Origin of the sequence: Nocardioides insulae DSM 17944, from assembly GCF_000422825.1 — a bacterium.
Classification (GTDB): Bacteria; Actinomycetota; Actinomycetes; order Propionibacteriales; family Nocardioidaceae; genus Nocardioides; species Nocardioides insulae.
Map to the genome: position 1 here is coordinate 814,122 of NZ_KE383928.1, position 23,731 is coordinate 837,852.

Consider the following 23,731-nt stretch of genomic DNA (forward strand, 5'->3'; position numbering starts at 1 on the left):
GCGAGGGCGCACCCGGATCGGGCAGGGCTGAGACGAACGACTCGGGAGAGCAGCAGTGGGCAAGGCAGGGACGGCGAGGCGGTATGCCGCGCCGGCGCCGTACCTCGCGCTGCTGCTGGTCGTGGTCGGCCTCTCCTGGGTGGCGGTGCGGGCCGACGGCTACCAGGCCCACGACCCGGAGTTGCACGACGGCGGGGTCTGGGTGACCAACCGGGCCGACGGCTTCTACGGCCGGATGAACAAGCCGATCAACCAGCTCGACAGCGCGCTCCCGACCGAGCTGGGCAGCTCGCCCGACGTGGTCCAGGACGGTGCCGGTGTGGTGGGCGTGGATCTGGCCCGGCAGCAGGTCGCCACCATCGACCCGGCCGGGGTGGTGGTGGTCGAGGGCGATGTGGCCGCCGTACCGGCGCAGGCCCGGGTCGGGCTGAGCGGTGGCACCCTCGCTGTCGTCGACCCGGCCGACGGCCGGATATGGGGCACCCTGGCCGATTCGGGTACGGGCATCCCGGCGGCCAGCACGGTGGACGCGCAGAACGACCCGATCGCCGAACTCGGTGGCGATGCCGACCTCGCGGTCAGCACCGGCGGCACGGCCGTCGTCCTCTCCGCCGCCGCGGACACCCTCAGCCTGCTGCGCCCCTCAGGGGCCGACCTGGGCGCACCGGAGACCCGGTCGCTGGACCAGGAGATCGGTCCGGGGTCGAGCGTCACCACGGTGGGCGAGGCCCCCGTCGTCCTCGACGGGGAGTCCGGCACCCTCCTGCTCCCCAGCGGCGCGACCTCGTCGGTCTCCTCCGACGCGGTCCTGCAACAGCCCGGGCCCGAGGCCGACGAGGTGGTCCTGGCGGACGGCGGCCGACTGGTCACCGTCGACCTCGAGACCGGCGACTCCCGGGATCTCACCGACGGCATCGCTGGTACGCCGGCCGAGCCGGTGCGGCTCGGAGCCTGTGTGTTCGGCGCCTGGTCGAGCATGGGCGGCGCCGACGCGTCGGTGGCCCAGCGCTGCGGTGGGGGCGGCACCGACGTGGCGAGTCTGGGGCCGACCGCCTCGGATCTGGTGTTCCGGGTCAACCGCGGGGAGATCGTGCTCAACGACCGCGCCACCGGGTCGGTGTGGGACCTCGACACCGACAGCCCGACCCAGATCGACGACTGGGAGGCGTTCAAGAAGGAGGTCGTCGACTCCGAGGACGCCGAGCAGCAGCAGGAGCAGGAGTCGGTCGGCGACCGGCGTCCGCCGAAGGCCGAGGACGACCGGTTCGGCGCCCGCCCGGGTCGGCTGACCGTGCTGCACCCGCTGGACAACGATGCGGCGCCGCAGGGACGGCTGCTCTCCATCCGCTCCGTCGACACACCGCACGGTGAGGCCGAGGTGACGGTGAGCCCGGACGGCCAGACCGTCCAGATCCGGCTCCCGGAGGGAACCGCCACCCCGGTCACCTTCACCTACCACGTAGACGACGGCACCCGGGACGTCGCGGCGTCCGCCGAGGTCACCGTCACGCCGCGCAGCGATCAGGTCAACGCCCGCCCCACCCGGCGGGAGGGGTACGACGAGGCGGAGCCGGAGCGCTGGGCGGTGCCGGCGGGCGGGGTCCTCGATCTCCCGGTGCTGCCGGACTGGCGCGATTACGGCGACGGTGACCCGCTCGGTGTCACGTCCGCAACCGTGTCGGGCGCGGCTAGCCAGGGGGCCGAGGCCCGGGTGGCCGGTGACGGGCGGATCCGGCTCACCGCTCCGGCCCGTCGGGGCGAGGTCACCGTCGACTACGTCGTCGGCGACGCGGTGGGAGAGAGCGCCCAGGGGTCGGTCAGTGTCCTGGTGCAGGACGCGACCGCCCGGGAGGCGGTCGCGCCGCGGGCCCAGCCCGATGTGGTGACCGGTGAGGCCGGCGAGCCCATCCTGATCCGGCCGCTGGCCAACGACCACCCGGGCTCGGACCCGCTCGACCCGAACGCCGCGCTCACCCTTGCCGGTGAGGTGACTCCGGTCGGCGGCGCGCAGGTGACCACCGACCGGGTGTCGGGCACCCTGAGCTTCCGGGCCGAGCAGCCGCGCACCTACTTCTTGGAGTACGACGCCGCCTACGGCAACTCGGCCTTCTCCCGGGCGAGGATCCGGGTCGACGTCCGTCCCGCCGACGATCTGCGGGCGCCGGTGGCGGTGCCGGACCAGGCGTCCCTGGTGGGCCAGTCGCCGCGGCTGGTCGACGTCCTCGCCAACGACGTCGACCCGGCCGGCCAACTCCTCACCGTGCAGAGCGCCGAGGCGGAGTCCGAGGCGTTGGACGTGACCGTGGTCGAGGGACGGTGGGTGCGGGTCTCGCTGCGGCAGGACACCTTGGCCCCGAGCCCGCAGACGGTGAGCTACACGATCAGCAACGGCGCCTCCTCCGCCGAGGGGGAGGTCGTGGTCACCCAACGCCCCGACCAGCTGGATCCCACCCCGGTCACCGAGGCGGACCCGGTCACGGTGCGCGCCGGTGCCTCCGTCTCGGTGCCGGTGCTCGACAACGACTTCAGCCCGACCGGGGAACCCGTGCAACTGGTCGACGACGTCGCGGGGGCAGAGCCGGGCCAGCTGACCGTGCGCCCGAGCGCGGAGGACCGGCCCACCCTCGGGAACGCCTACGTCGCCGGGCGGCACGTCCGCTACGTCGCCCCCGGCGATCTCGAGGAGGCCGCGACCGCCACCATCGACTACCAGGCATCCGTGTCCTCCGGGGAGTCCGCGCCGGGCACCGTCGAGGTCACCGTGCTACCGGCCGACGACAACCGGGTGCCCGAGCCGCCCGCCCTGGAGGGCCGGGTCACCGCCGGTGACCGACTCACCCTCCGGCTGCCGGGCGCGGGCGTCGACCCGGACGGCGACCCGGTGACCCTCACCTCGATCAGTACGCCACCGCGGCTGGGCCGGGTGCTCAACCATGGTGCGAACTCGCTGGTCTATGAGGCGTTCCCGGACAGTGGCGGCACCGACGAGTTCGGCTACACCGTCGAGGACGAGCAGGGCGGCACGGCCGAGGGCACGGTCCGGGTGGCGGTCGCGCCACCGGCGGAACCGCAGCCGCCCCTGGCCGTCGACGACACCGCCCGGGTCGCGCCCGGGCGGACCGTGCGGGTCGACGCTGTGGCCAACGACCACGTGGCGGCGGGCGACCGGGTCACGATGGAGCTGGTCGACCCACCGGAGGGCGTCGAACTGACCGGTGACACCGGTCCGATCTCGGTCCGGGCACCCGAGGACGGTGGCGATGTGTCCGTCGTCTACACCCTCGGCAACGGCGTCAGCACGACGCGCGGCACCGTCCTGGTGCGTTCGGTCGAGGGGTACGACAACCCGCCGATCGTCCCCGACGCCTTCGGGCGCGACGAGCAGGGTGCAGCGACCAGCTCCACGGTCACCGTCGACCTGCTGGCGAACGCCACCGACCCGGACGGCCCCGACGACGCCCTGCGGATCAGCCAGGTCGTCCTGCCCGCGGAGGAGATCTACGACGTCGACGGCGGCTCGCTCACCCTCCCGCGCGGTGACGAACCGAGTGTCGTGCCCGTCCGGGTGACCGACGCCGACGGCGGTGCCACGACCGCGTCGGTCTACGTCCCGGCGCGCGACGAGTCGGCGCCGTACGCCCGTGGCAGCATCGAGCTCGACCCGGGACAGACCCGTACGGTCGACATCTCCGAGCACGTGGTCGACCCTGCCGGCGGCGAGGTCCGGCTCACCCTCGTGGACCGGATCTGGACCTCGCCCGAGGGCCAGCTCGCTGCCCGGACCACCGACGAGCGCACCATCGAGCTCACCGCCGGTGAGGACTACCAGGGGCCGGCCGCGGTCAGCTTCGAGGTCACCACCGGACGAGGCGTCGATGACGCCGAGGGCCGCACCGGCATCCTCACCGTGCCCGTGCAGGTCGGGGAGACCGCCCCGGTGCTGAGGTGTCCCGAGGAACCGATCGGCATCGCCCAGGGACAGAGCATGACCCTCGACGTCTCCGCGGTCTGCCATACCTGGACCACCGACCCCGAGGACGCCGACGGCCTCGAGTACGCCGCCGACTGGCAGGCGAGCAGCGACGGACTGAGCATCATCGAGCCGCGCGGCCGGCGGATCAGCGTGGCCGCCGACGGCGACGCCAAGGTCGGCTCCACCGGGCGACTCACCGTCTCGACCGAGCACGGCGCCACGGGCGTCGTCCCGATCGTGGTCACCGCCCAGCCGGCGCCCACCCTGGCGCCGGTCTCGGTCGACGACCTCCGCGCGGGCGAGGAGCGCACCCTGGACCTGGCGAATTTCCTCACCCCGGGCGTGGACGAGGCCGACCCGCGGATCCTCGAGGTCACCCCGCTCACCACCCTGGACGTCGACGCCCGGGCGGACGGCTCGCGGCTGATCCTGCGGACGGGCGACCGCGTCCACGGTCCCGCTCGCTTCCGCGTCGAGATGACCGACGTGGCCGGTGAGGACCCACCGCCCAACCGGCGCGCGACCACGACCGTGCGTGCGGTGGTCCGCGACCGGCCGGCGACGCCGGCCGCGCCGGTGCCCGGCCGCACCGTGCGTAGCCAGGAGGTCCAGCTGTCCTGGCGGGCACCGGAGTCGAACGGCTCGCCGATCGACCGCTACCGGGTCACCGGCACCGGGGACGCCGGCACCACGATCTGTGCCACCACCACCTGCACCGTCGACGGACTGACCAACGGTCGGTCCTATAGCTTCACCGTGCAGGCGCACAACGCGCTGGGCTGGTCGGAGACGAGTCGCAGCTCGGCGCAGGCCGTTCCCGACGCCAAGCCCGGACAGGTCGGTCCGATCCGGTTGCAACGGGTCGGCGAGGGCCAGCTGGTCCTCGCCTGGAACCGTCCGGAGCGGGAGAGCTCGATCGACCACTACCTGGTGAGCTGGCCCGGCGGCGGTGAGGCAAGACAGGTCACTCGCCCACAGGCTGCCATCGGGGGTCTGGACAACGAGAAGACCTATGCCTTCTCGGTGGTGGCGGTCAACGATCTCGCGTCCGGTCCGGTGCGTGTCTCGGCGCCCCATCAGTCGGTCGGTACGCCGGCCGCGCCGGCGCGGCCGAGGATCGAGGACCGGCAGACCGCCGGGGACACCGGCGCGGTCGAGGTCACCTGGAGTGCGGTCCCGCCCAACGGACCCGGCCCGGTCACCTACACGGTGCTGCGCAACGGCACCAGGCTGCCGCACTGCACCGGGCTGCGGACGCTGAGCTGCGTGGACGCCGGGATGCGCTACGACGGCACCTCCTACCGCTACCAGGTCACCGCCACCAATGCGGGTGTGCCGGGTGTGACCGGCGGTGCGGCGCGGACAAGCCGACCCAGTGCGGCCTCCTCCTGGGCGGCCGTGGGCAGTCCGGCGGCGTGGCAGAGCTGGAGCGTGACCGCGCCGAAGGCCGACAGGCGCGCGAAGCTGACCTACTCCGTGCCCGACTCCCGCGGCGAGGAGTCCACGGTACGGGTGTACGTCGACGGCACTCGGCGTACGACACTCCCCGATCAGCACGGCACCCCGACCAGGTACTACAGCCTCGGGGTCAACGCTCCCCACCGGATCGCCCTGCAGTTGTGCAACGAGTCGGGCTGCGGCCCGATCACCCCCACCCAGTCGGTGCAGACCGCCGGACCGCTCGATGCCGGCACGATCCGAGCCACCGGCACCCCGACCGGTACCGACAGCAAGATCCGCTGGTCGATCTCCTGGGACTCGGAGGGGGCGCCGACGCGCATCACCGTCAAGGGGATCAACACCTCCCGCAACACGGCGGCCAGCAGCGCCGGCGTGGGCCCGACGAGCGTCCGTACGGGCGACATGGGCGTAGGGGCGAGCACCGTGGAGAGGCTGCGGATCACGATCCAGGACAGGAGCGAGTACGGTCGCTCGTCGGTGTCGGCCGTGTTCTCCTCGGCCAGGACCCCGGCGCCGAACCGGACCGTGAATGTCACCCGGGGCAGCCAGTGCAACGACGACCCCAGCTTCGATGCGCCCTCGTGTCAGGGGTTCGGGATCCCGAGCGCGTGCACGGACAAGACCTGCGGGCGGATCCAGGTCCATCTCAGCGGGTTCGGTGCCAGCCGGGTGACCTGCACCTTCCACTCCGTGGACAGGGCGAACTGGGGGCATTCGGAGAACTTCGCGGGAAACGGCACCTACCAGGCCGACGCGTACTACGGGAAGCCGGAGAAGGAGCAGTGGATCCGCTGCCAGAAGGCGAACGGGTCCGATGGGATCGAGGAGTCGAACCACCATCCGTGGCCGACCGCCGGATTCGGCGGCGGCTGAGGGGCATCGCCGACTCGTCGCCGGGCCACCCTGGCGCCGTACCATGGCCGACGGTCGCCCGGCCGGTAAACGGCCAGCAGCAGTGAATCAGCAGCAAGCAGCAGTGCACAGATGAGAGACAGGACGAGATGACCCTCACCCGCGAGCAGGCCGACTGGTTCAAGCAGACCTTCGACACGCTGACCGCCAACATGGAGCAGGCGGTGCTCGGCAAGCGGCACGTCGTGCGGCTCGCCCTGACCTGCATGCTCTCCGAGGGCCACATCCTGCTCGAGGACTTCCCCGGCACCGGCAAGACGATGCTGGCCCGCACGCTGGCCAACACGGTGCAGGGCAGTCACGCGCGGATCCAGTTCACTCCCGACCTGCTGCCCTCCGATGTCACCGGGGTGACCGTCTACGACCAGCACAAGGGCTCCTTCGAATTCCACCCCGGCCCGATCTTCCACACGATCGTGCTGGCCGACGAGATCAACCGGGCCTCGCCGAAGACCCAGTCCGCCCTGCTCGAGGTGATGGAGGAGGGGCGGGTCACCGTGGACGGGGTCCCGCACGAGGTGGGCAAGCCGTTCTTGGTGATCGCCACCCAGAACCCCATCGAGCAGGCCGGCACCTACCGCCTCCCGGAGGCACAGCTGGACCGGTTCCTGATGAAGACCTCGATGGGCTACCCCGACCGGCAGGCCACCGTCGAACTGCTGATCAACGCCAAGGTGCGCGACCGGGCGGCGCTGGTGCAGCCGGTCATCACCGCACAGACCATCCACCAGATGAGCCAGCTGGCCGACGACGTGTACGTCGACCCGGCGGTGGTCGGCTACGTCGCCGAGCTCGCCGAGGAGTCCCGCCGCCTGGCCCACGTCAAGCTCGGCCTCTCGGCCCGTGGCTGCCTGGCCTTCATCCGGGTCGCGAAGACCTGGGCGGCCGCCGACGGCCGCGACCACGTCGTCCCCGACGACGTCAAGGAGCTGGCCGAGCCGGTGCTGTGCCACCGGCTGCTGCTCGACGCCGAGGCCCAGTTCAGCGGCGTCACCGTCGAGTCTGTCATCGACAAGCTGCTCCAGTCGGTGGTGCCGCCGACCGACCGGGTGGCCTGATGTCGGCTCGCCGCCGCGCCGCAGCCACGTCGGTCCCCGGTGTGGCCGCGCTCGGCCGCGCCCTGGAGCGGGCACGCGACGCCGTACGCCGCTCCCGGACCATCGACCGGGCTGCCGACGTGGTCGGCGACATCCTGGGCGTGATCAAGCCGATCGGCTGGATCTCGCTGCTCTTCGGGCTGTTCGCGCTGCTCATCGGGATGCGGCTGCACTGGGTCGAGCTCACGGTGGTCGGCTCCGCCGGCGTCATCCTGGTGCTGCTCACCCTGCCGTGGCTGGTCGGCCGGGCGAAGGTCCGGATCGAGTTGCTGCTCGATCCGGAGCGGGTGATCGCCGGCCAGTCGGTGGCGGCGTCCTTGACCATCACCAACGTCGGCGGTTCCCGGATGCGCGCGCTGCGGCTCGATCTCCCGGTCGGCAACGGACTGTTCCGCTACGACCTGCCCTCGCTGGCGGCGGGGGAGTCGCACGTCGAGGACTTCACCATCCGCACGGAGCGACGCGGGGTGATCCCCGTGGGGCCGGCCACCATCCGGCGCGGCGACCCGCTCGGCATCGCCTCGCGCGACCTCACCTGGGTGGGGGTCACCGAGATCATGGTGCGTCCGCCGATGGTGCCGCTGGACTCCCTCGGCGCCGGTCTGCTGCGTGACCTCGAGGGCGTGACCACCGACGCCGTCTCGCACAGCGACCTGGCCTTCCACGCCCTGCGCGAGTACGTGCCCGGTGACGACCTGCGGCACGTGCACTGGCGCTCCTCGGCGAAGGCGATGGCCGCCGGCGGCGAGGGCCAACTGCTGGTCCGCCAGTACCTCGACACCCGCCGCAGCCACGTCACCCTGGTGACCGACGACGACGGGTCGGTCTGGGGCAGCCCGGACGACTTCGAGACCGCGATGTCCGCGGTCGCCTCCGTGGTGGTGCGTGGTCTCCTGGACGACTTCCAGGCCACGGTGGTGGTCGGCGACCGGGTCAGCGCCGGCGGCGACGGCCAACTGGCCCTCGATACGGTCTGCCGGGCCGAGACCGGCCGGGTCGGCCTGATCGACGCCTGCCGCACGGCCGCCCGGGTGGCCGGCGACACCAGCCTGCTCTTCCTGGTGGGCGGCACCGGCACCGACTTCACGACGCTGCGCCGGGCGGCCTCCACGTTCGGGCCCGAGGTCCGCAAGCTGGCCGTGGTCATCGACCCCTCCGAACGCAGCCGGGTGACCGAGGCCGGCGACCTCCCGGTGCTCCACCTCGCTTCCCGCGACGACCTGGCCGCGCTGCTGCTGTGGAGTGTCCGATGAGTCAGCCGCCCCAGCCCGGCCCTCGGTCCGGACCGCCGCCGGTGATCCAGAGCGGGATGCCGTCCCGCAGCCGCCGTGCCGGCGGCCTCACCGCCCTGCTCGCCCAGCGCGAGCGGCTGCGTGACCTCGCCTTCCTGCTCGGCCTCTCCGCCCTCGCCCTGATCGGTTTCGCGCCGACCTTCACCGGCATCTGGTTCTTCGTGGTCGGCGTGCTCGGGGTCGTGATCGGGATCGGTGCGGTCCAGCTCGCCCACGCGCGACGCTGGCCGGCCGTGGCCGCGATCCTGCTCACCGTGGCGGCGTTCTTCGTGCTGGGCGGGCCGTTGTGCCTGCGCAGCGAGGGTGCCTCGGCGTACCTGCCGCTCCCCAGCACCCTGGGGAGCCTGGTCGACCAGCTGATCTTCGGCTGGAAGGACCTGCTCACCACCCTGCCGCCCGTGGACGGCGACGGCAGCGCCCTAGTCATCCCGTGGGTGATGGGGCTGGCCACGGGCCTGAGCGGCGCCCTGCTGGTCGGCGCGCACCGGTGGCGACACCTGCCGGCCCAGGTCGGCGTCGTACTCCCGGTGCTCGTCCCGGTGGCACTGCTGGTCGGCGTGATCCTCCTCGGCACCCAGCACCCCGCCTCGGTCCTCGTCCAGGGCGTGCTGTTCGCCGCGGCCGCGCTGGCCTGGCTGGCGCTGCGCTCGCTCGCGCTGGCGACGCGCACCGGCTCCGGTGCCGGCACCGGCTTCGCCCGTCGCGGCCTCGCCGGCCTGGCCCTGGTCGGGCTGGCCGCGGCGCTGGCCTGGCCGATCGGCACCTGGCTGGCCGGCTCCGAGGACGAGCGGGTGGTGCTGCGCAGCTACGTCGAGCCGCCCTTCGACATCGGCGACTATCCCTCGCCGCTGGCCGGATTCCGCAAGTACGTCGAGCTGCCCGACAAGGAGGCCGAACAGAGTTCGGTCAACCTGCACGACAAGACCCTGTTCACCATCTCCGGCGTCGAACCCGGCACCCGGGTGCGCTTCGCCGCGCTGGAGAACTACGACGGCATGGTCTGGCGCGCCGCCGAGGACGTCGACCCGACCACCAGCCTGGACACCTATCAGCGGGTCTCCTCCACCATCGACAACCCCGTGGAGGGCGAGGAGGTGGAGGCCGAGGTGACCCTCGGGGAGGGCTACTCCGACGTGTGGCTCCCGACCGTCGGCGCCCTGCGCCACCTCACCTTCGACGAGGACTCGGACTCCCAGCAGGCGGACGCGATCGAGGACAGCTTCCGGTACAACCTGGCGGCCTCGACCGGGATCGTCCCGGCCGGCCTGCGGCCCGGCGAGAGTTACCGCTTCACCGCGGTGCTGCCCGACGACTCGTTGGGGAAGACCACCGCGCCCTCCACCGATCTCCCGGCGGCCTACCAGTCCGCGGCCTTCCTCGACACCCAGGCCAACGACTGGACCCAGGGCGAGATCGACCCGATGGCCCGGGTCTTCGCCGCGGCCGAGCACCTGCGGACCGTCGGCCGATTCAGCGACGGGGTGGCGCCGAAGGAGCGGATCTACCACGCCGGTCACAACCAGAAGCGGCTCGGCGAGGAGTTCGTCAACTACCCGATCATGGCCGGCAACGCCGAGCAGTACGCCGCCACGATGGCGCTGCTCGCCAACCGGATCGGGGTGCCGGCCCGCGTCGTGATGGGAGCCCTCGTCCCGGCCGACGGGGTCGTCACCGGCGCCGAGGTCACCGCATGGGTGGAGCTGCAGGCCGCCGACGGAAGCTGGCGGACCCTCCCCACCGAGGCCTTCATGGGCCGGCAGAAGCCGGCCGACCAGCCGCCCCAGCAGGAGGAGGAGATGAGCGGGTCGGTGGTGCCGCCGCCGGCCCCCATCCCGCCGCCGTCCACCGAGGGGGAGCAGACCGACACCCAGCTGAAGACCCGCTCCGAGGACGAGGACGACGACTCGGGCTGGTCGGTCCCGCTGTGGCTGCAGATCGTGCTGGTCGTGCTCGGCTCGCCTCTGCTCCTGCTGGCTCTCGTGCTGGGGTCGATCCTGGGCGCCAAGGCCTGGCGTCGGCACCGGCGCCGGACCCGCGGCCACCCCTCCGCCCGGATCGGCGGTGGCTGGCGCGAACTGGTCGACAACGCCCGCGATCTCGGCCACGGCGTTCCCGTCGCCAGTGGGCTCACCCGGCGCGAACAGGCGCAGCTGCTCGACACCGTGCCCGCACACCAGCTGGCGCGCTCGGCCGATGGCCACGTCTTCGGACCCACCCCGCCGGGGGAGGACGAGGTGGCGTCGTACTGGCAGGGGGTCGACGAGCAGCGGGCCGCGATGCGCTCGAGCGAGAGCCGGTGGACCCGGTTCAAGGCGATGCTCAGCCTGCGCACCTTCCGCCGCCGCTGGGCCAGGGAACCCGAGCAGATCGTCCCGCGCAGCGAGGCGTCCCGGCAGGCCGAGGACCCGCGGAACAAGCACGGCCACGAACTGGTTGAGCCGTCGTGAGTTCTGCCGCGACCCCGCCGCCCCTGCCCGCCCTCTCGGTCCTCGATCTGGTGCCGGTGCGCACCGATCAGGCCACCGGTGACGCGATCCGCGCCTCGGTGGAGCTGGCTCGGGTCGCCGACGGGCTCGGCCTCACCCGGTACTGGGTCGCCGAGCACCACAACATGCCGGCGGTGGCGGCGACCAACCCGCCCGTCCTCATCGGGCTGCTCGCCTCCGCCACCGAGCGGATCCGGGTGGGGTCCGGGGGAGTGATGCTGCCCAACCACGCCCCGCTGGTCGTGGCCGAGCAGTTCGCGCTCCTCGAGGCCGCCTTCCCGGGCCGCATCGACCTCGGCATCGGGCGCGCCCCGGGCACCGATCCGGTCACCAGTTGGGCGCTGCGGCACGGTGCCGGCGGCGTCACCGACGAGGCGGTGACCCGGTTCCCCGAGTACGTCGAGAACGTGCTCGCCATGATGGACACCGCCGGGGTCGCGGTCTCGGTCGGCGGTCGACGCCACGAGTTGCACGCCACCCCGCACGCGCGGTCCGTGCCGACGGTGTGGCTGCTCGGTTCCTCCGACTACTCCGCCCGCTTGGCCGCGGACAAGGGCATGCCCTACGTCTTCGCCCACCACTTCTCCGGGCAGGGCACCAGCGAGGCCCTCGAGCTCTACCGCAGCAGCTTCCGTCCCTCCCCGGAGAACGCCGAGCCGCGCACCTTCCTGACCGTCAACGCCTGCGTCGCCGAGACCCAGGAGGAGGCCGAGCGCCGCGCCCTGCCGCAGCTGCTGAGCATGCTCAGCCTCCGCACCGGAGCCCCGCTCCGCCCGCAGTTGCTGGTCGAGGAGGCCGAGAAGGTCGAGATCCCCGAGGCGCACCGGGGGCTGGTCGACGCGATGCGCGGCAAGTGGATCATCGGCACCCCCGAGGACGCCCGTCGCCGGATCGGGCAGTTGGCCGAGGCGTACGACGTCGACGAGGTGATGATCAACCCCGTGCCCGGCGCGCACGAGGGCACCGATCCCGCAGACAGTCCCGCCAGGGCCGAGACGCTGCGCCTGCTGGCCGGCTGAGCGACTCGGCACCGCGGACGCGGCACCCCGCCCGCGGGGTGGGGGACCTCCAGCGATTGGGAAATGTCTCACCCGTCTGAGTAGACTGGCGTGTCGGCCCAACGTGGGTCTGTTGCTTCATGCCTCACGGCTGCCCGGTCACCACCCCCTCCTCGTGTGCGGAGTGCTGTGCCGGGTGAGGTGAAGCGGCGGCTGCACGAGGTCCACTCCGCCCCGGTTTCGCGGTGGAGAGGTTCCCGGGCCACCCGGCGGCGTACCGCTGCCGGTGCAGGAAACGGTAGACAACCCACCAACAGATTGCGGAGGACATGCCGAAGAAAGAAGGCGTGATCGAGATCGAGGGCACCGTTGTGGAGGCCCTCCCCAACGCCATGTTCCGCGTCGAGCTGAGCAATGGTCACAAGGTTCTCGCCCACATCAGCGGCAAGATGCGACAGCACTACATCCGGATCCTCCCCGAGGACCGCGTGGTGGTGGAGCTTTCCCCCTACGACCTGACCCGCGGTCGGATCGTCTACCGGTACAAGTGACCTGCCCTTCCGGGGGCCAGGTCATGAGCCGACGACAAAGAAAGGGCTGACATGAAGGTCAACCCGAGCGTGAAGAAGATCTGTGACAAGTGCCAGGTGATCCGTCGCCACGGTCGCGTCATGGTGATCTGCTCCAACCCGCGCCACAAGCAGCGCCAGGGCTGAGGCCGCCGCCGGTGCACCGCACCGGCTCGGCCCGAACACAACTGAACATCTCATCGACCCGCTAGCACGTCGTCCCTCATCCGAGGACCCGGCAGCGAACCACCTCCGGAGCAGAGGCCGGAGCCTGGGCTCGAGCATTCGAGCAGCCACCAGGACGCGAGTCGACCGACACCTCTGTGAAACCCAGAAGGACCAACCATGGCACGCCTCGAAGGTGTCGACCTTCCGAATGACAAGCGCGTCGAGATCGCGCTGACCTACATCTACGGCATCGGCCGTACCACTTCCCAGCAGCTGCTGGCCGCGACGGGTGTCGACCCGAGCACCCGCGTCCACGCACTGACCGAGGAGGAGCTGGTCAAGCTCCGTGACGAGATCGAGGCCCAGGGCGTCAAGACCGAGGGTGACCTCCGTCGTGAAGTCCAGGCCGACATCCGCCGCAAGATCGAGATCGGCAGCTACCAGGGTCGCCGCCACCGCCAGGGTCTCCCTGTCCGTGGCCAGCGCACCAAGACCAACGCTCGCACCCGCAAGGGCCCGAAGCGGACCGTCGCCGGCAAGAAGAAGGCCAAGTGATCCCAGCGCTCTCGCGCTGATCACCCCTTCACCGATCTCACAGACCAGCTACCGCAGGAGATACTGAATGCCTCCCAAGAGCCGTCAGGCCGCGGCGAAGACCAAGGTCCGCCGCAAGGAGAAGAAGAACGTCGCTCAGGGCGAAGCCCACATCAAGAGCACGTTCAACAACACCATCGTCACGATCACCGACCCGACCGGTGCGGTGATCTCGTGGGCCTCTGCCGGCACCGTCGGCTTCAAGGGCTCGCGCAAGTCCACGCCGTACGCCGCGCAGATGGCCGCCGAGGCCGCCGGCCGTCGCGCCATGGACCACGGCATGAAGAAGATCGACGTCTTCGTCAAGGGCCCGGGCTCGGGTCGCGAGACCGCGATCCGTTCGCTCGGCGCGATCGGCCTCGAGGTGGGCACCATCCAGGATGTCACCCCCACCCCGCACAACGGCTGCCGTCCGCCGAAGCGCCGCCGCGTCTGATCCGCCCGAGACTAGAGGAGACTGAAGAGTAATGGCCCGTTACACCGGCCCCATGACCCGCAAGTCGCGCCGTCTCGGTGTCGACCTGGTCGGCGGCGACTCGTCCTTCGAGCGCCGTCCCTACCCCCCCGGCCAGCACGGTCGGGCCCGCATCAAGGAGAGCGAGTACCGCTCCCAGCTGCAGGAGAAGCAGAAGGCTCGCTTCACCTACGGCGTGCTGGAGAAGCAGTTCCGCAACTACTACGCCGAGGCTTCGCGCCGTTCCGGCAAGACCGGTGACAACCTGCTGCAGCTGCTCGAGGCGCGGCTGGACAACGTCGTCTACCGGGCCGGCTTCGCCCGCACCCGCAAGCACGCCCGCCAGCTCGTCGTGCACGGCCACTTCCTGGTCAACGGCAAGAAGGTCAACATCCCGTCGTACCAGGTCTCGGCCCACGACGTGATCGACGTGCGTGAGAAGTCCCTGGAGATGACCCCGTTCATCGTGGCTCGTGAGACCCACGGCGAGCGCGTCGTCCCCGCCTGGCTCGAGGCCATCCCCAGCCGGATGCGCGTCCTCGTGCACCAGCTCCCGGTCCGCGAGCAGATCGACATCCCGGTCCAGGAACAGCTCATCGTCGAGTACTACTCGAAGAAGTGACCACGGTCGGTGGCCCGGTTGCCTCACGGCGGCGGGGCCACCGCCCTTCGGCTTTCCGCCACACATTCCCACAACCTTGTGAATTCGGGCCCGTCAAATAGCGGGTGGGCCCGGAAAGGAAAGAATCAGTGCTCATCGCACAGCGCCCCACCCTGTCGGAAGAGGTCGTCGACGAGTTCCGCTCGCGCTTCGTCATCGAGCCGCTCGAGCCTGGCTTCGGCTACACGCTCGGCAACTCGCTGCGTCGTACCCTCCTCTCCTCGATCCCCGGCGCCTCGGTCACGAGCATCAAGATCGACGGTGTTCTCCACGAGTTCTCGACCATCGAGGGCGTCAAGGAGGACGTCACCGAGGTGATCCTGAACCTCAAGGGCCTGGTCGTCTCCTCCGAGCACGACGAGCCGGTGACCATGTACCTGCGCAAGTCCGGCGCCGGTGACGTCACCGCCGCGGACATCACCCCGCCGGCCGGCGTGGAGGTGCACAACCCCGACCTGAAGATCGCCACCCTGTCCGACAAGGGCAAGCTGGAGATGGAGCTCGTCGTCGAGCGCGGCCGCGGCTACGTCTCCTCGGCGCAGAACAAGGGCCTGGACAACGAGATCGGCCGGATGCCGGTCGACTCGATCTACAGCCCGGTCCTCAAGGTCACCTACAAGGTCGAGGCGACCCGAGTCGAGCAGCGCACCGACTTCGACAAGCTCGTCATCGACGTCGAGACCAAGCCCTCGATCCGGCCCCGCGACGCTCTCGCCTCCGCCGGTTCGACCCTGGTCGAGCTGTTCGGGCTGGCCCGTGAGCTCAACGTCGAGGCCGAGGGCATCGACATCGGTCCGTCCCCGGTCGACGAGCAGCTCGCCGCCGACCTGGCCCTGCCGGTCGAGGACCTCCAGCTGACCGTCCGGTCCTACAACTGCCTCAAGCGCGAGGGCATCCACACCGTGGGTGAGCTCATCAGCCGCTCCGAGCAGGACCTCCTCGACATCCGCAACTTCGGTGCGAAGTCGATCGACGAGGTCAAGGCCAAGCTGGTCGAGATGGGGCTCAACCTCAAGGACAGCCCGGCCGGCTTCGACCCGTCCGCCGTCGTGTACGGCGACGACGACGACGACGCCTTCGTCGAGGACGAGCAGTACTGAGTTGAATCTGCGCGAGCGTGTCTCCGCTCGCCGGTGCGTTCAAAGGACAGGGTGCACCGGCGGCTGCGACACGCTGCCGCGCGGGTTGAATCTGCGCGAGCGTGTCTCCGCTCGCCGGTGCGTTCAAAGGACAGGGTGCACCGGCGGCTGCGACACGCTGCGGCGCGGGTTGAATCTGCGCGAGCGTGTCGTGCTCGCCGGTGGGCGCAAGCGCCATTATCCACCGGCTGCGCGCGACACGCTGCCGCGCGACAATTGAACAGGGCTCGTTCGTCGAGCCCGGCCGGTGGATGCAAGCGGCACTGTCCACCGGCTGCCGCGCGACAACTGAAGATCCGGTGGCCGAGCCTGTCGAGGCCACCTTCCCTCCCAAAATCGCTCCTCGAGAGCGTCTACCCCGGTACCTGACACGGCCGGAGAGAAAGGACGAGGCAGATGCCTACTCCCAAGAAGGGTGCCCGCATCGGCGGTAGCCCGGCCCACCAGAAGCTCATCATCGCCAACCTGGCGACCGCGCTCTTCGAGCACGGCCGGATCACCACCACCGAGGCGAAGGCGCGACTGCTGCGTCCGCACGCGGAGAAGCTGATCACCAAGGCGAGGAAGGGCGACCTGCACAACCGCCGCGAGGTCCTCAAGACCATCCGCGACAAGTCGATCGTGCACGTGCTCTTCACCGACATCGCCGAGCAGTTCGCGGACCGTCCGGGTGGCTACACCCGGATCACCAAGATCGGCCCCCGCAAGGGCGACAACGCCCCCATGGCCGTGATCGAGCTGGTCACCGAGGCCTACGAGCCCAAGGCCCCGACCGCCAAGCCGGCCGCCGCCGAGGCTGCTCCGGTCGAGGACAAGGTCGAGGAGACCGAGGCCGCTGAGGAGACCGAGGCCCCCGAGGCCGAGGCGACCGACGCCGCCGAGGACGCTCCCGCCGAGGAGTCCGACAAGGCCTGATCCCCACGGATCACCCACCAGGGCCCGTCACCTGTTCGCAGGTGACGGGCCCTCGTGCATGCCCGCACCGTCCCTGCGTGTTGAGCTGGGCCTTGTGGGCGGTCGAGTCGGGCGTTGCGGTGCGTTGGCTCGGCCGCCGCGGACAATCGAGTAGGTGTGTCACCCGCACGGTCCCCGACCCGCAGCCGGTACGGACAGAGCCGGACCCACGAGTCGCCTGCGGAGACGACGGAGGGCGTGTCTCCCAGTGGGAGACACGCCCTCGTGAGTGTCAGCCTTGCCTCAACGGAGCGGTCGAGGTCGCTGCGCGGCTTCGGCTCAGTAGCGGTAGAAGCTGAAGTAGCCGTCCGAGAAGGAGGCGCGGAAGCCCTTACCGGCCCGGGCCTGGGTGCGGTAGTAGCCGGTCTTCTTGGCGGTGAAGTTGTACTTGCCGAACTTGTTGGTGCGGTGCCGCTGGACGGTCTTCCACTTGCCGTTGACCCGCTTCTTGTACTGCAGCTGGACGGGGGCCTTCGCGTACTTCGGGAAGACCTTGCCGGTCAGCACGAGCTTGCCCCTGCGGACGTTCGCGCACAGGTTGACCTGACGGGTGCCGGGCTGGTTGACCCGGGTCAGGCACTTGCGGCGAGCGGAGACGCCGTCGACCGTGATCAGGCTGCGGCCCTCGGACGCGTTGGTGGTCGAGGAGGCGTGCGCGGAGGAGGGGGAGACCAGGAGGGTGAGGCTGGCGGCCATGAAGACGGAGGCCACCAGCGCGATGAGACGCTTCATCGAAGAGCTACTTTCACTCGGGAGGAACGGACTGCGAGGCCGTGTACCCGCCTCGTCGACGGCCTAAACCAGGAAGAGGTGGCGGCCGACATGACCTACCCCATGTCGGAGCGGCCGCACACGGTCTCGGGCCTCAGGCTCCGCAATACCCCGGCCGGGCTGCGTGGCTCGCCTCCCGAGGAATTCCACCGTCGTACCGCGCACTCCTAGGATTGTCCGGGTGCGGATCCGGATCGACCTCGCCTACGACGGCAGCGACTTCCACGGATGGGCGACCCAGCCGAAGCTCCGCACCGTGCAGGGCACCCTCGAGGCGGCGCTGGCCACCGCGCTCCGTGTGCCCGAGCAGCGAGTGGTCTGCGCGGGCCGCACGGACACCGGTGTCCACGCGCGTGGACAGGTCATCCACCTCGACGTGGAGCCGGACGACCTGGTCGCAAGCGCGGGTCGTTCGCCGCATCCGCCCCTGGAGGCGCTGGTACGCCGGCTCAACGGCATCCTCCCGACCGACATCCGGATCCGCTCTGCGGTGGAGGCGGCGCCGGGTTTCGACGCCCGCTTCTCGGCGTTGGAACGGCGCTACGTCTACCGGGTCGCCGACCGTCCAGGGTCGCTGGACCCGCTCCGGCGTACCCACGTGATCCCCTGGCCCCGGCCGCTGGACCTGTCGGCGATGAACGTGGCCTCGTCGGACCTGCTCGGACTGCACGACTTCGCCTCGTTCTGCCGTCCGCGGGAAGGGGCCACCACGATCCGGACGCTGGCCCGGTTCACCTGGGCGCGGGACTCGGGCGGGGTCGCCGAGGCCACCGTGGTGGCCGACGCCTTCTGTCACTCGATGGTGCGCGCGCTGGTCGGGTGCCTGCTCACCGTGGGTGAGGGCCGCCGCGACCCGGCCTGGGCGGGCCGGGTGTTGCACGCGGGACGCCGCGACCAGGGCGTGTCGGTCGCACCGGCCGCGGGTCTCACCCTCGAAGAGGTCGCCTACCCGCCGGATGAGGGCCTGCTGCGCCGGGCCGAGCAGACCCGGGCCCGACGGCCCACGCACGGGGCCACTGCGACCGCCGACAGCACCCAGGAGGATCTCGCGTGAACGACGAGCACTACTTCTCAGCGGATCCGACGGTGGAGTTCCGCCGGACCCCCGTCGAGGCGGAGGTGTGGGGTCGGACGCTCCGACTCACCAGCGGCTCCGGCGTCTTCGCCCAGGGCCGTCTGGACATCGGCACCTCGGTCCTCTTCCGCGAGACCCAGCCCCCGGCCGCAGGCCGGATCCTCGACCTGGGCTGCGGGTACGGCGTCATCGGGCTCGCGGTCGCGCTCGCCGTACCCTCCGCACGGGTCACCGCCGTCGACGTCAATGAGCGCGCGCTGCTGCTGGCCCGCGAGAACGCCGCCGCGATCGGCGTCACCGACCGGTTCGAGGCGCTCACGCCCGGGTCAGCGGACCCCGAGGCGGTCTACGACGAGATCTGGAGCAACCCCCCGATCCGGATCGGCAAGCAGGCCCTGCATGAACTGCTCCTCACCTGGCTCCCGCGACTGGTGCCCGGTGGCCGGGCGGTGATGGTCGTCGGGAAGAACCTCGGCGGCGACTCGCTCCAGCGCTGGCTCACCGAGCAGGGCTTCCCGACCGCACGGATCGCCAGCGCAAAGGGTTTCCGGGTCCTGGAGAGCGTCCGGCCCTCCGGGACGTGACTCGCGAGGGGCGAGGATCCCCGCCCCGGTGCGCCCGGCCAGCGTCGGGACCGGTCACGCAGCAACGGGGCCAGGAACCCAGGGGAGACCAGGTCGACCTCGGTGTGACCGTTGCCACTCGGGCGGTCCGTGCGAAAGGGTGAGGCCCGGCTCGGCCGCGGTCGTGGCGGTGGGCCGCTCAGACCAGGAACGTCTGGTGCGAAGGCATGATCACCCGAAGGGAACCGCCATGAACCTCCGTCCGATTCCGTCCGATGACCTGGAGTTCGCTCTTCCGCCGACCTTCGAGGACGTCGAGAGCGAGCGTCGGCACCGCCAGGAGCGGTTGGTCGCGGCCCTGCGACTCTTCGGCCGGTTCGGTTTCGAGGAGGGGGTCGCCGGACACATCACGGCCCGCGACCCCGAGCACACCGACCACTTCTGGGTGAACCCGTTCGGGATGAGCTTCAAGCACATCAAGGTCAGCGACCTGATCCTGGTCAACCACGAGGGCGAGGTCGTCCACGGTCGCTACAAGGTCAATCAGGCGGCCTTCGCGATCCATGCGATGGTGCACCAGGCCCGCCCCGACGCGATCGCTGCCGCACACTCCCACTCCGTGCACGGCAAGGCACTCTCCTCGCTCGGCGAGCTGCTGGAACCGCTGACCCAGGACGCGTGCGCCTTCTACGAGGACCACGGGCTCTTCGACGACTACACCGGGGTGGTCCTCGAGACCGAGGAGGGCCGGCGGATCGCCCGCGCACTCGCCTCCTACAAGGCCGTCATCCTCCGCAACCACGGCCTGCTCACGGTCGGCGAGTCCGTCGACTCCGCGGCCTGGTGGTTCATCACGATGGAGCGTTCCGCCCAGGCCCAGTTGCTGGCCAAGGCCGCCGGTCGACCCGTGCTGATCGACCACGACCAGGCCAAGCTCACCCACGGGCAGGTCGGCTATGAGCTGGCCGGGTGGGTGAACTTCCAGCCCCTCTACCAGCAGATCATCCGCACCGACCCGGACCTGTTCGACTAGGCAGGTACGGCGAGCGGCGGGTCAGCCGGCACCGTCAGGAGGCCGGCCGACCCGCCGGACGCCCGGCCGGGAGCTCAGGCGGACTCGGCGGCGAGCGCGGGGTCGGCGTTGAGGCGGACGGGAAGCTTGTCGAGGCTGTAGACGATCGAGAGATCTCGGAAGCCGAGTTCTCCGACGTCCTCGGTGGCCATCGCCAGGTCGGGGAAGCGCCGGGCCAACCCGGTCAGAGCCGCGCGCATCTCCATCCGGGCCAGCTCGGCACCCACGCAGCGGTGCAGGCCGTGCCCGAAGGCGAGGTGGGCGGTTTCGGCGTTCTCCAGGCTGAACTGGTCGGGAGTCGGCACGTGAGCCGGGTCGCGGTTGGCGGCGGCCAGGCTGACCACCACCACCGATCCCTTCTTCACCTGCTTGCCGTAGAGGTCGTGATCCTCCTTGGCGAAGCGCGGGAAGGCGATCTGCACCGGGCACAGGTAGCGCAGCAGTTCCTCGATCACGCCGTCGACCTCGGCACGGGTGCCGGAGCGGAGCAGTTCGTAGGCGTCGGGCCGCTGCATCAGCACGTAGGCGCCCATCGAGAGCATCGAGGCGGAGGTTTCGTAGCCGCCGAGGAACACCCCGTCGGCCAGCCCGCCCAGTTCGACGTCGTCGTACTCGTGGCCCTTGTTGCGGATGATCTCGCCGATCAGCCCCTCGCCGGGGTCGGACCTCTGCTGCTTGACCGTCTCGATCAGGAAGGTGCGGGAGTCGGTGGCCGCACCGAAGACGCCGACCCCGCCCTGACTGACGTCGAAGCGGGCGACCCCGAGCCCGTGGAACTCGTCGCGGACCTCTTCGGGCATCCCGAGCAGGTCGCAGATCACCCGGAAGGGGATCTCGAACCCGAACCTCTGCACCAGGTCGACCACCGGGCCGGCGGCCTCCATGCCATCGAGAGCGTCCTCGACGATCCCGTCGATGAGCCCCTCGAGTCGCTTGAGCCGGCGCATCGTGAACTCGGGGGTGAGCAGGCCACGCAACCGGGTGTGGTCGGGCGGGTCGGTCATGCCCAACCCGCCGATGCCCTCGGCGTCCGACCGCTGGCGGGTGCCCAGCAGGTGCCGCATGTCGTTGGAGTACGACGACCGGTCGGCGAGCACGGCGCGCGACTCGTGATACCCGGTGACCAGGAACAGGTCGAGGCCCAGCACCGAACCCAGCAGGGTGACCGGCTCCTGGGTGCGGACGTCGGCGACCTCCGGCAGCAGGTCCAGGCCGTTGCGGCGCAGCGGGTAGGTCAGGTGGTCGGGCACCTTGCGGAGGGTCGTGATATCGGGCAGGGCGGAGTCCTGGCCCCGCATCACGCGACGCATCGCGATCTTGCGGACCCGCTCCTTCACCCATGTGATCGGCATGGGCACCAGTCTGACGGATGTGACGATCCGATACATCGGGAATCCCCCTGATGTCGGGTGTGTCGCCGGTCGCGTCGTCCACGAGGACCGCTTCGACCGTCCACGAGGACCGCTTCGACCGTCCGCGAGGACCGCTTCGACCGTCCACGAGGACCGACTCGACCGTCCACGAGGACCGCTTCGACCGTCCGCGAGGACCGACTCGACCGTCCACGAGGACCGATTCGACCGGGTGGGGGCAGGAAACCCGTGTGCGAGGAGAGGGTGGGGGAGAGGACAATCGGCCGACGTGGGTCATGTGGATGTCGCCGGGGTGAGATACGAGCTCGCCGACGGCCGGGTGCTGCTCGACGAGGTGTCCTTCCGGGTGGGCGACGGTGCGAAGGTCGCGCTGGTCGGGGCCAACGGTGCCGGCAAGACGACCCTGCTGAGGCTGGTGTCCGGCGAGCTGGGGCCGCACGCGGGGGTCGTGACCCGTAGCGGCGGCCTCGGGGTGATGCGCCAACACGTCGCGGCCGGGTCGACCACGGTCGGGGAGTTGCTGCTCAGCGTGGCGCCGGACAGGATCCGGGCCGCCGCGGCCGAGGTCGACCGCGTCGAGATCGCTCTGATGGACGACGACACCGAGCCGCTCCAGTTCCGGTACGCCACCGCGCTCGCCGAGTACGCCGACGCGGGTGGCTACGACCTCGAGGTCACCTGGGACGTGTGCACGACCGCGGCGCTCGGCGTGCCCTACGACCGGGCCCGGCACCGCGACCTGTCCACCCTCTCCGGAGGCGAGCAGAAGCGGCTGGTGCTCGAGTACCTGCTGCGCGGCCCCGATGAGGTGCTCCTCCTCGACGAGCCGGACAACTACCTCGACGTGCCCGGCAAGATCTGGCTGGAGCAGCGGATCAGGGAGTCGGAGAAGACGATCCTGTTCATCAGTCACGACCGGGAACTGCTGGCCAGCACCGCGACCCGGGTGGTCACCGTCGAGCTCGGCTCGGGTGGGGGCAACCGGGTGTGGACCCATCCGGGTGGGTTCGCGAGCTATCACCAGGCCCGGACCGAGCGGTTCGCCCGGTTCGAGGAACTCCGCCGGCGCTGGGACGAGGAGCACGCCAAGCTGCGCGCCCAGATGCTGATGTACAAGCAGAAGGCGGCGTACAACGCCGACATGGCCAGCCGGTATCAGGCCGCCCAGACCCGGCTGCGGCGCTTCGAGGAGGCGGGACCGCCCACCGAGCAGCCGCGCGAGCAGCAGGTCTCGATGCGGTTGCGGGGCGGCCGCACCGGCAAGCGGGCCGTCGTGTGCGAGCGGCTCGGCCTCACCGGGCTGATGAGTCCCTTCGACCTGGAGGTCTGGTACGGCGAGCGGGTGGCGGTGCTGGGCTCGAACGGTTCCGGCAAGAGCCATTTCCTCCGACTCCTCGCTGCGGGCGGCAGCCGGCCCGACGTCGAGCACCTGCCGGTCGGCGACGTGCAGGTGGCACCGGTCGCCCACTCCGGCGTGGGGCGGCTGGGCGCGCGGGTGCGGCCGGGCTGGTTCGTCCAGACCCACGCCCACCCTGAGCTGCTGGGCCGGACGCTGCTGGAGATCCTGCACCGTGGGGACCAGACCCCGGACGGTCGCGGGCGCGCCGGGATGGGGCGGGAGCAGGCCAGCCGGGTGCTCGACCGGTACGAGCTGGCCGCGAACGCCGAGCAGACCTTCGACTCGCTCTCCGGCGGCCAGCAGGCGCGCTTCCAGATCCTGCTGCTCGAGCTCTCCGGCGCCACCCTGCTCCTGCTCGACGAGCCGACCGACAATCTCGATGTCGAGTCCGCGGAGGCGCTCGAGACCGGCCTGGACTCCTTCGAGGGCACGGTGCTGGCGGTCACCCACGACCGCTGGTTCGCCCGCGGGTTCGACCGGTTCCTCGTCTTCGGTGCGGACGGCGAGGTCTATGAGTCCGACGACCCCATCTGGGACGAGGGGCGGGTCCAACGCGTCCGCTGAGCTCGCCGCGCCCCTCGACGGGGCGTGGGCATCCTCAGCCGTCGCGAAGGGGTTCGATGCCGTCGGAGCCCGGCTCGGCAGCGGGGCGCGATCGATCGAGCGAGGGTCCAAGGGCAAGCGTGAGGCCCCACGGCAAGGGGGAACCGTGGGGCCTCG

At 70.9% G+C, this 23,731-nt stretch carries 18 protein-coding genes; 16 read left to right on the forward strand and 2 right to left on the reverse strand.

All coding sequences use genetic code 11. From position 1 onward, the window contains the following. The first annotated feature begins 55 nt into the window (after nucleotides 1–55). From G515_RS21535 to rplQ, 12 genes are all read left to right on the forward strand, one after another. The gene (locus tag G515_RS21535; protein ID WP_036555544.1) at nucleotides 56–6,307 is read left to right on the forward strand and encodes a fibronectin type III domain-containing protein; all 6,252 of its coding nucleotides are present in this window, start codon (nucleotides 56–58) and stop codon (nucleotides 6,305–6,307) included. A gap of 128 nt (nucleotides 6,308–6,435) precedes the next feature. Continuing rightward, nucleotides 6,436–7,404: an AAA family ATPase gene (locus G515_RS0114035; protein ID WP_028660641.1), complete on the forward strand. Its 969-nt coding sequence runs from the start codon at nucleotides 6,436–6,438 to the stop codon at nucleotides 7,402–7,404. Beyond that, on the forward strand, nucleotides 7,404–8,696 hold the full coding sequence (locus tag G515_RS21540) for a DUF58 domain-containing protein (RefSeq protein ID WP_051218389.1): 1,293 nt from the start codon (nucleotides 7,404–7,406) through the stop codon (nucleotides 8,694–8,696). The genes G515_RS0114035 and G515_RS21540 overlap by 1 nt, the downstream gene beginning before the upstream one ends. Beyond that, complete coding sequence (locus G515_RS0114045; protein ID WP_157571111.1) at nucleotides 8,693–11,182, forward strand: transglutaminase-like domain-containing protein; 2,490 nt, start codon at nucleotides 8,693–8,695, stop codon at nucleotides 11,180–11,182. The genes G515_RS21540 and G515_RS0114045 overlap by 4 nt, the downstream gene beginning before the upstream one ends. Further along, nucleotides 11,179–12,240, forward strand: a complete 1,062-nt coding sequence (locus tag G515_RS0114050; RefSeq protein WP_245565406.1) for an LLM class flavin-dependent oxidoreductase — start codon at nucleotides 11,179–11,181, stop codon at nucleotides 12,238–12,240. The genes G515_RS0114045 and G515_RS0114050 overlap by 4 nt, the downstream gene beginning before the upstream one ends. Nucleotides 12,241–12,548: 308 nt before the next feature. Next, entirely contained in the window at nucleotides 12,549–12,770 is a 222-nt protein-coding gene (infA, locus tag G515_RS0114055; protein WP_011757309.1) for a translation initiation factor IF-1, read from the forward strand. 51 nt (nucleotides 12,771–12,821) lie between these two features. After that, nucleotides 12,822–12,935, forward strand: coding sequence for a 50S ribosomal protein L36 (gene rpmJ / locus G515_RS0114060; RefSeq protein ID WP_028660644.1), 114 nt, complete (start codon nucleotides 12,822–12,824; stop codon nucleotides 12,933–12,935). Nucleotides 12,936–13,133: 198 nt separating this feature from the next. After that, a complete protein-coding gene (rpsM, locus tag G515_RS0114065; RefSeq protein WP_028660645.1) occupies nucleotides 13,134–13,511 on the forward strand; it encodes a 30S ribosomal protein S13 in 378 nt (125 codons plus the stop codon). Nucleotides 13,512–13,578: 67 nt separating this feature from the next. Continuing rightward, the gene (gene rpsK / locus G515_RS0114070) at nucleotides 13,579–13,986 is read left to right on the forward strand and encodes a 30S ribosomal protein S11 (protein ID WP_028660646.1); all 408 of its coding nucleotides are present in this window, start codon (nucleotides 13,579–13,581) and stop codon (nucleotides 13,984–13,986) included. Between the two features lie 31 nt (nucleotides 13,987–14,017). Beyond that, nucleotides 14,018–14,626, forward strand: a complete 609-nt coding sequence (rpsD, locus tag G515_RS0114075; protein WP_028660647.1) for a 30S ribosomal protein S4 — start codon at nucleotides 14,018–14,020, stop codon at nucleotides 14,624–14,626. Between the two features lie 128 nt (nucleotides 14,627–14,754). Beyond that, nucleotides 14,755–15,765: a DNA-directed RNA polymerase subunit alpha gene (locus G515_RS0114080; protein WP_028660648.1), complete on the forward strand. Its 1,011-nt coding sequence runs from the start codon at nucleotides 14,755–14,757 to the stop codon at nucleotides 15,763–15,765. A gap of 435 nt (nucleotides 15,766–16,200) precedes the next feature. Next, nucleotides 16,201–16,719: a 50S ribosomal protein L17 gene (gene rplQ / locus G515_RS0114085; protein WP_028660649.1), complete on the forward strand. Its 519-nt coding sequence runs from the start codon at nucleotides 16,201–16,203 to the stop codon at nucleotides 16,717–16,719. A 318-nt stretch (nucleotides 16,720–17,037) separates the two neighbouring features. On the opposite strand, the gene G515_RS0114090 is transcribed toward rplQ, so the two are convergent. Continuing rightward, nucleotides 17,038–17,490: a hypothetical protein gene (locus G515_RS0114090; protein ID WP_028660650.1), complete on the reverse strand. Its 453-nt coding sequence runs from the start codon at nucleotides 17,488–17,490 to the stop codon at nucleotides 17,038–17,040. Between the two features lie 220 nt (nucleotides 17,491–17,710). Here G515_RS0114090 and truA point away from each other — a divergent pair, with 220 nt between their 5' ends. The 3 genes from truA (at nucleotide 17,711) to G515_RS0114105 (ending at nucleotide 20,200) form a co-directional block, all read left to right on the forward strand. Beyond that, on the forward strand, nucleotides 17,711–18,583 hold the full coding sequence (gene truA / locus G515_RS21545; RefSeq protein WP_036555548.1) for a tRNA pseudouridine(38-40) synthase TruA: 873 nt from the start codon (nucleotides 17,711–17,713) through the stop codon (nucleotides 18,581–18,583). Beyond that, the gene (locus tag G515_RS0114100) at nucleotides 18,580–19,188 is read left to right on the forward strand and encodes a class I SAM-dependent methyltransferase (RefSeq protein ID WP_028660651.1); all 609 of its coding nucleotides are present in this window, start codon (nucleotides 18,580–18,582) and stop codon (nucleotides 19,186–19,188) included. The genes truA and G515_RS0114100 overlap by 4 nt, the downstream gene beginning before the upstream one ends. A 229-nt stretch (nucleotides 19,189–19,417) precedes the next feature. Beyond that, entirely contained in the window at nucleotides 19,418–20,200 is a 783-nt protein-coding gene (locus G515_RS0114105) for a class II aldolase/adducin family protein (RefSeq protein ID WP_028660652.1), read from the forward strand. A gap of 74 nt (nucleotides 20,201–20,274) precedes the next feature. Here the strand turns inward: G515_RS0114105 and G515_RS0114110 are convergent, their stop codons facing one another. Then, nucleotides 20,275–21,591 (reverse strand): cytochrome P450, encoded by a 1,317-nt coding sequence (locus tag G515_RS0114110; RefSeq protein WP_245565408.1) that lies wholly within the window; start codon nucleotides 21,589–21,591, stop codon nucleotides 20,275–20,277. A gap of 289 nt (nucleotides 21,592–21,880) precedes the next feature. Between G515_RS0114110 and G515_RS0114115 the strand changes: the two genes are divergently transcribed. Beyond that, a complete protein-coding gene (locus G515_RS0114115; protein WP_028660654.1) occupies nucleotides 21,881–23,575 on the forward strand; it encodes an ABC-F family ATP-binding cassette domain-containing protein in 1,695 nt (564 codons plus the stop codon). Nucleotides 23,576–23,731: the final 156 nt, after the last annotated feature.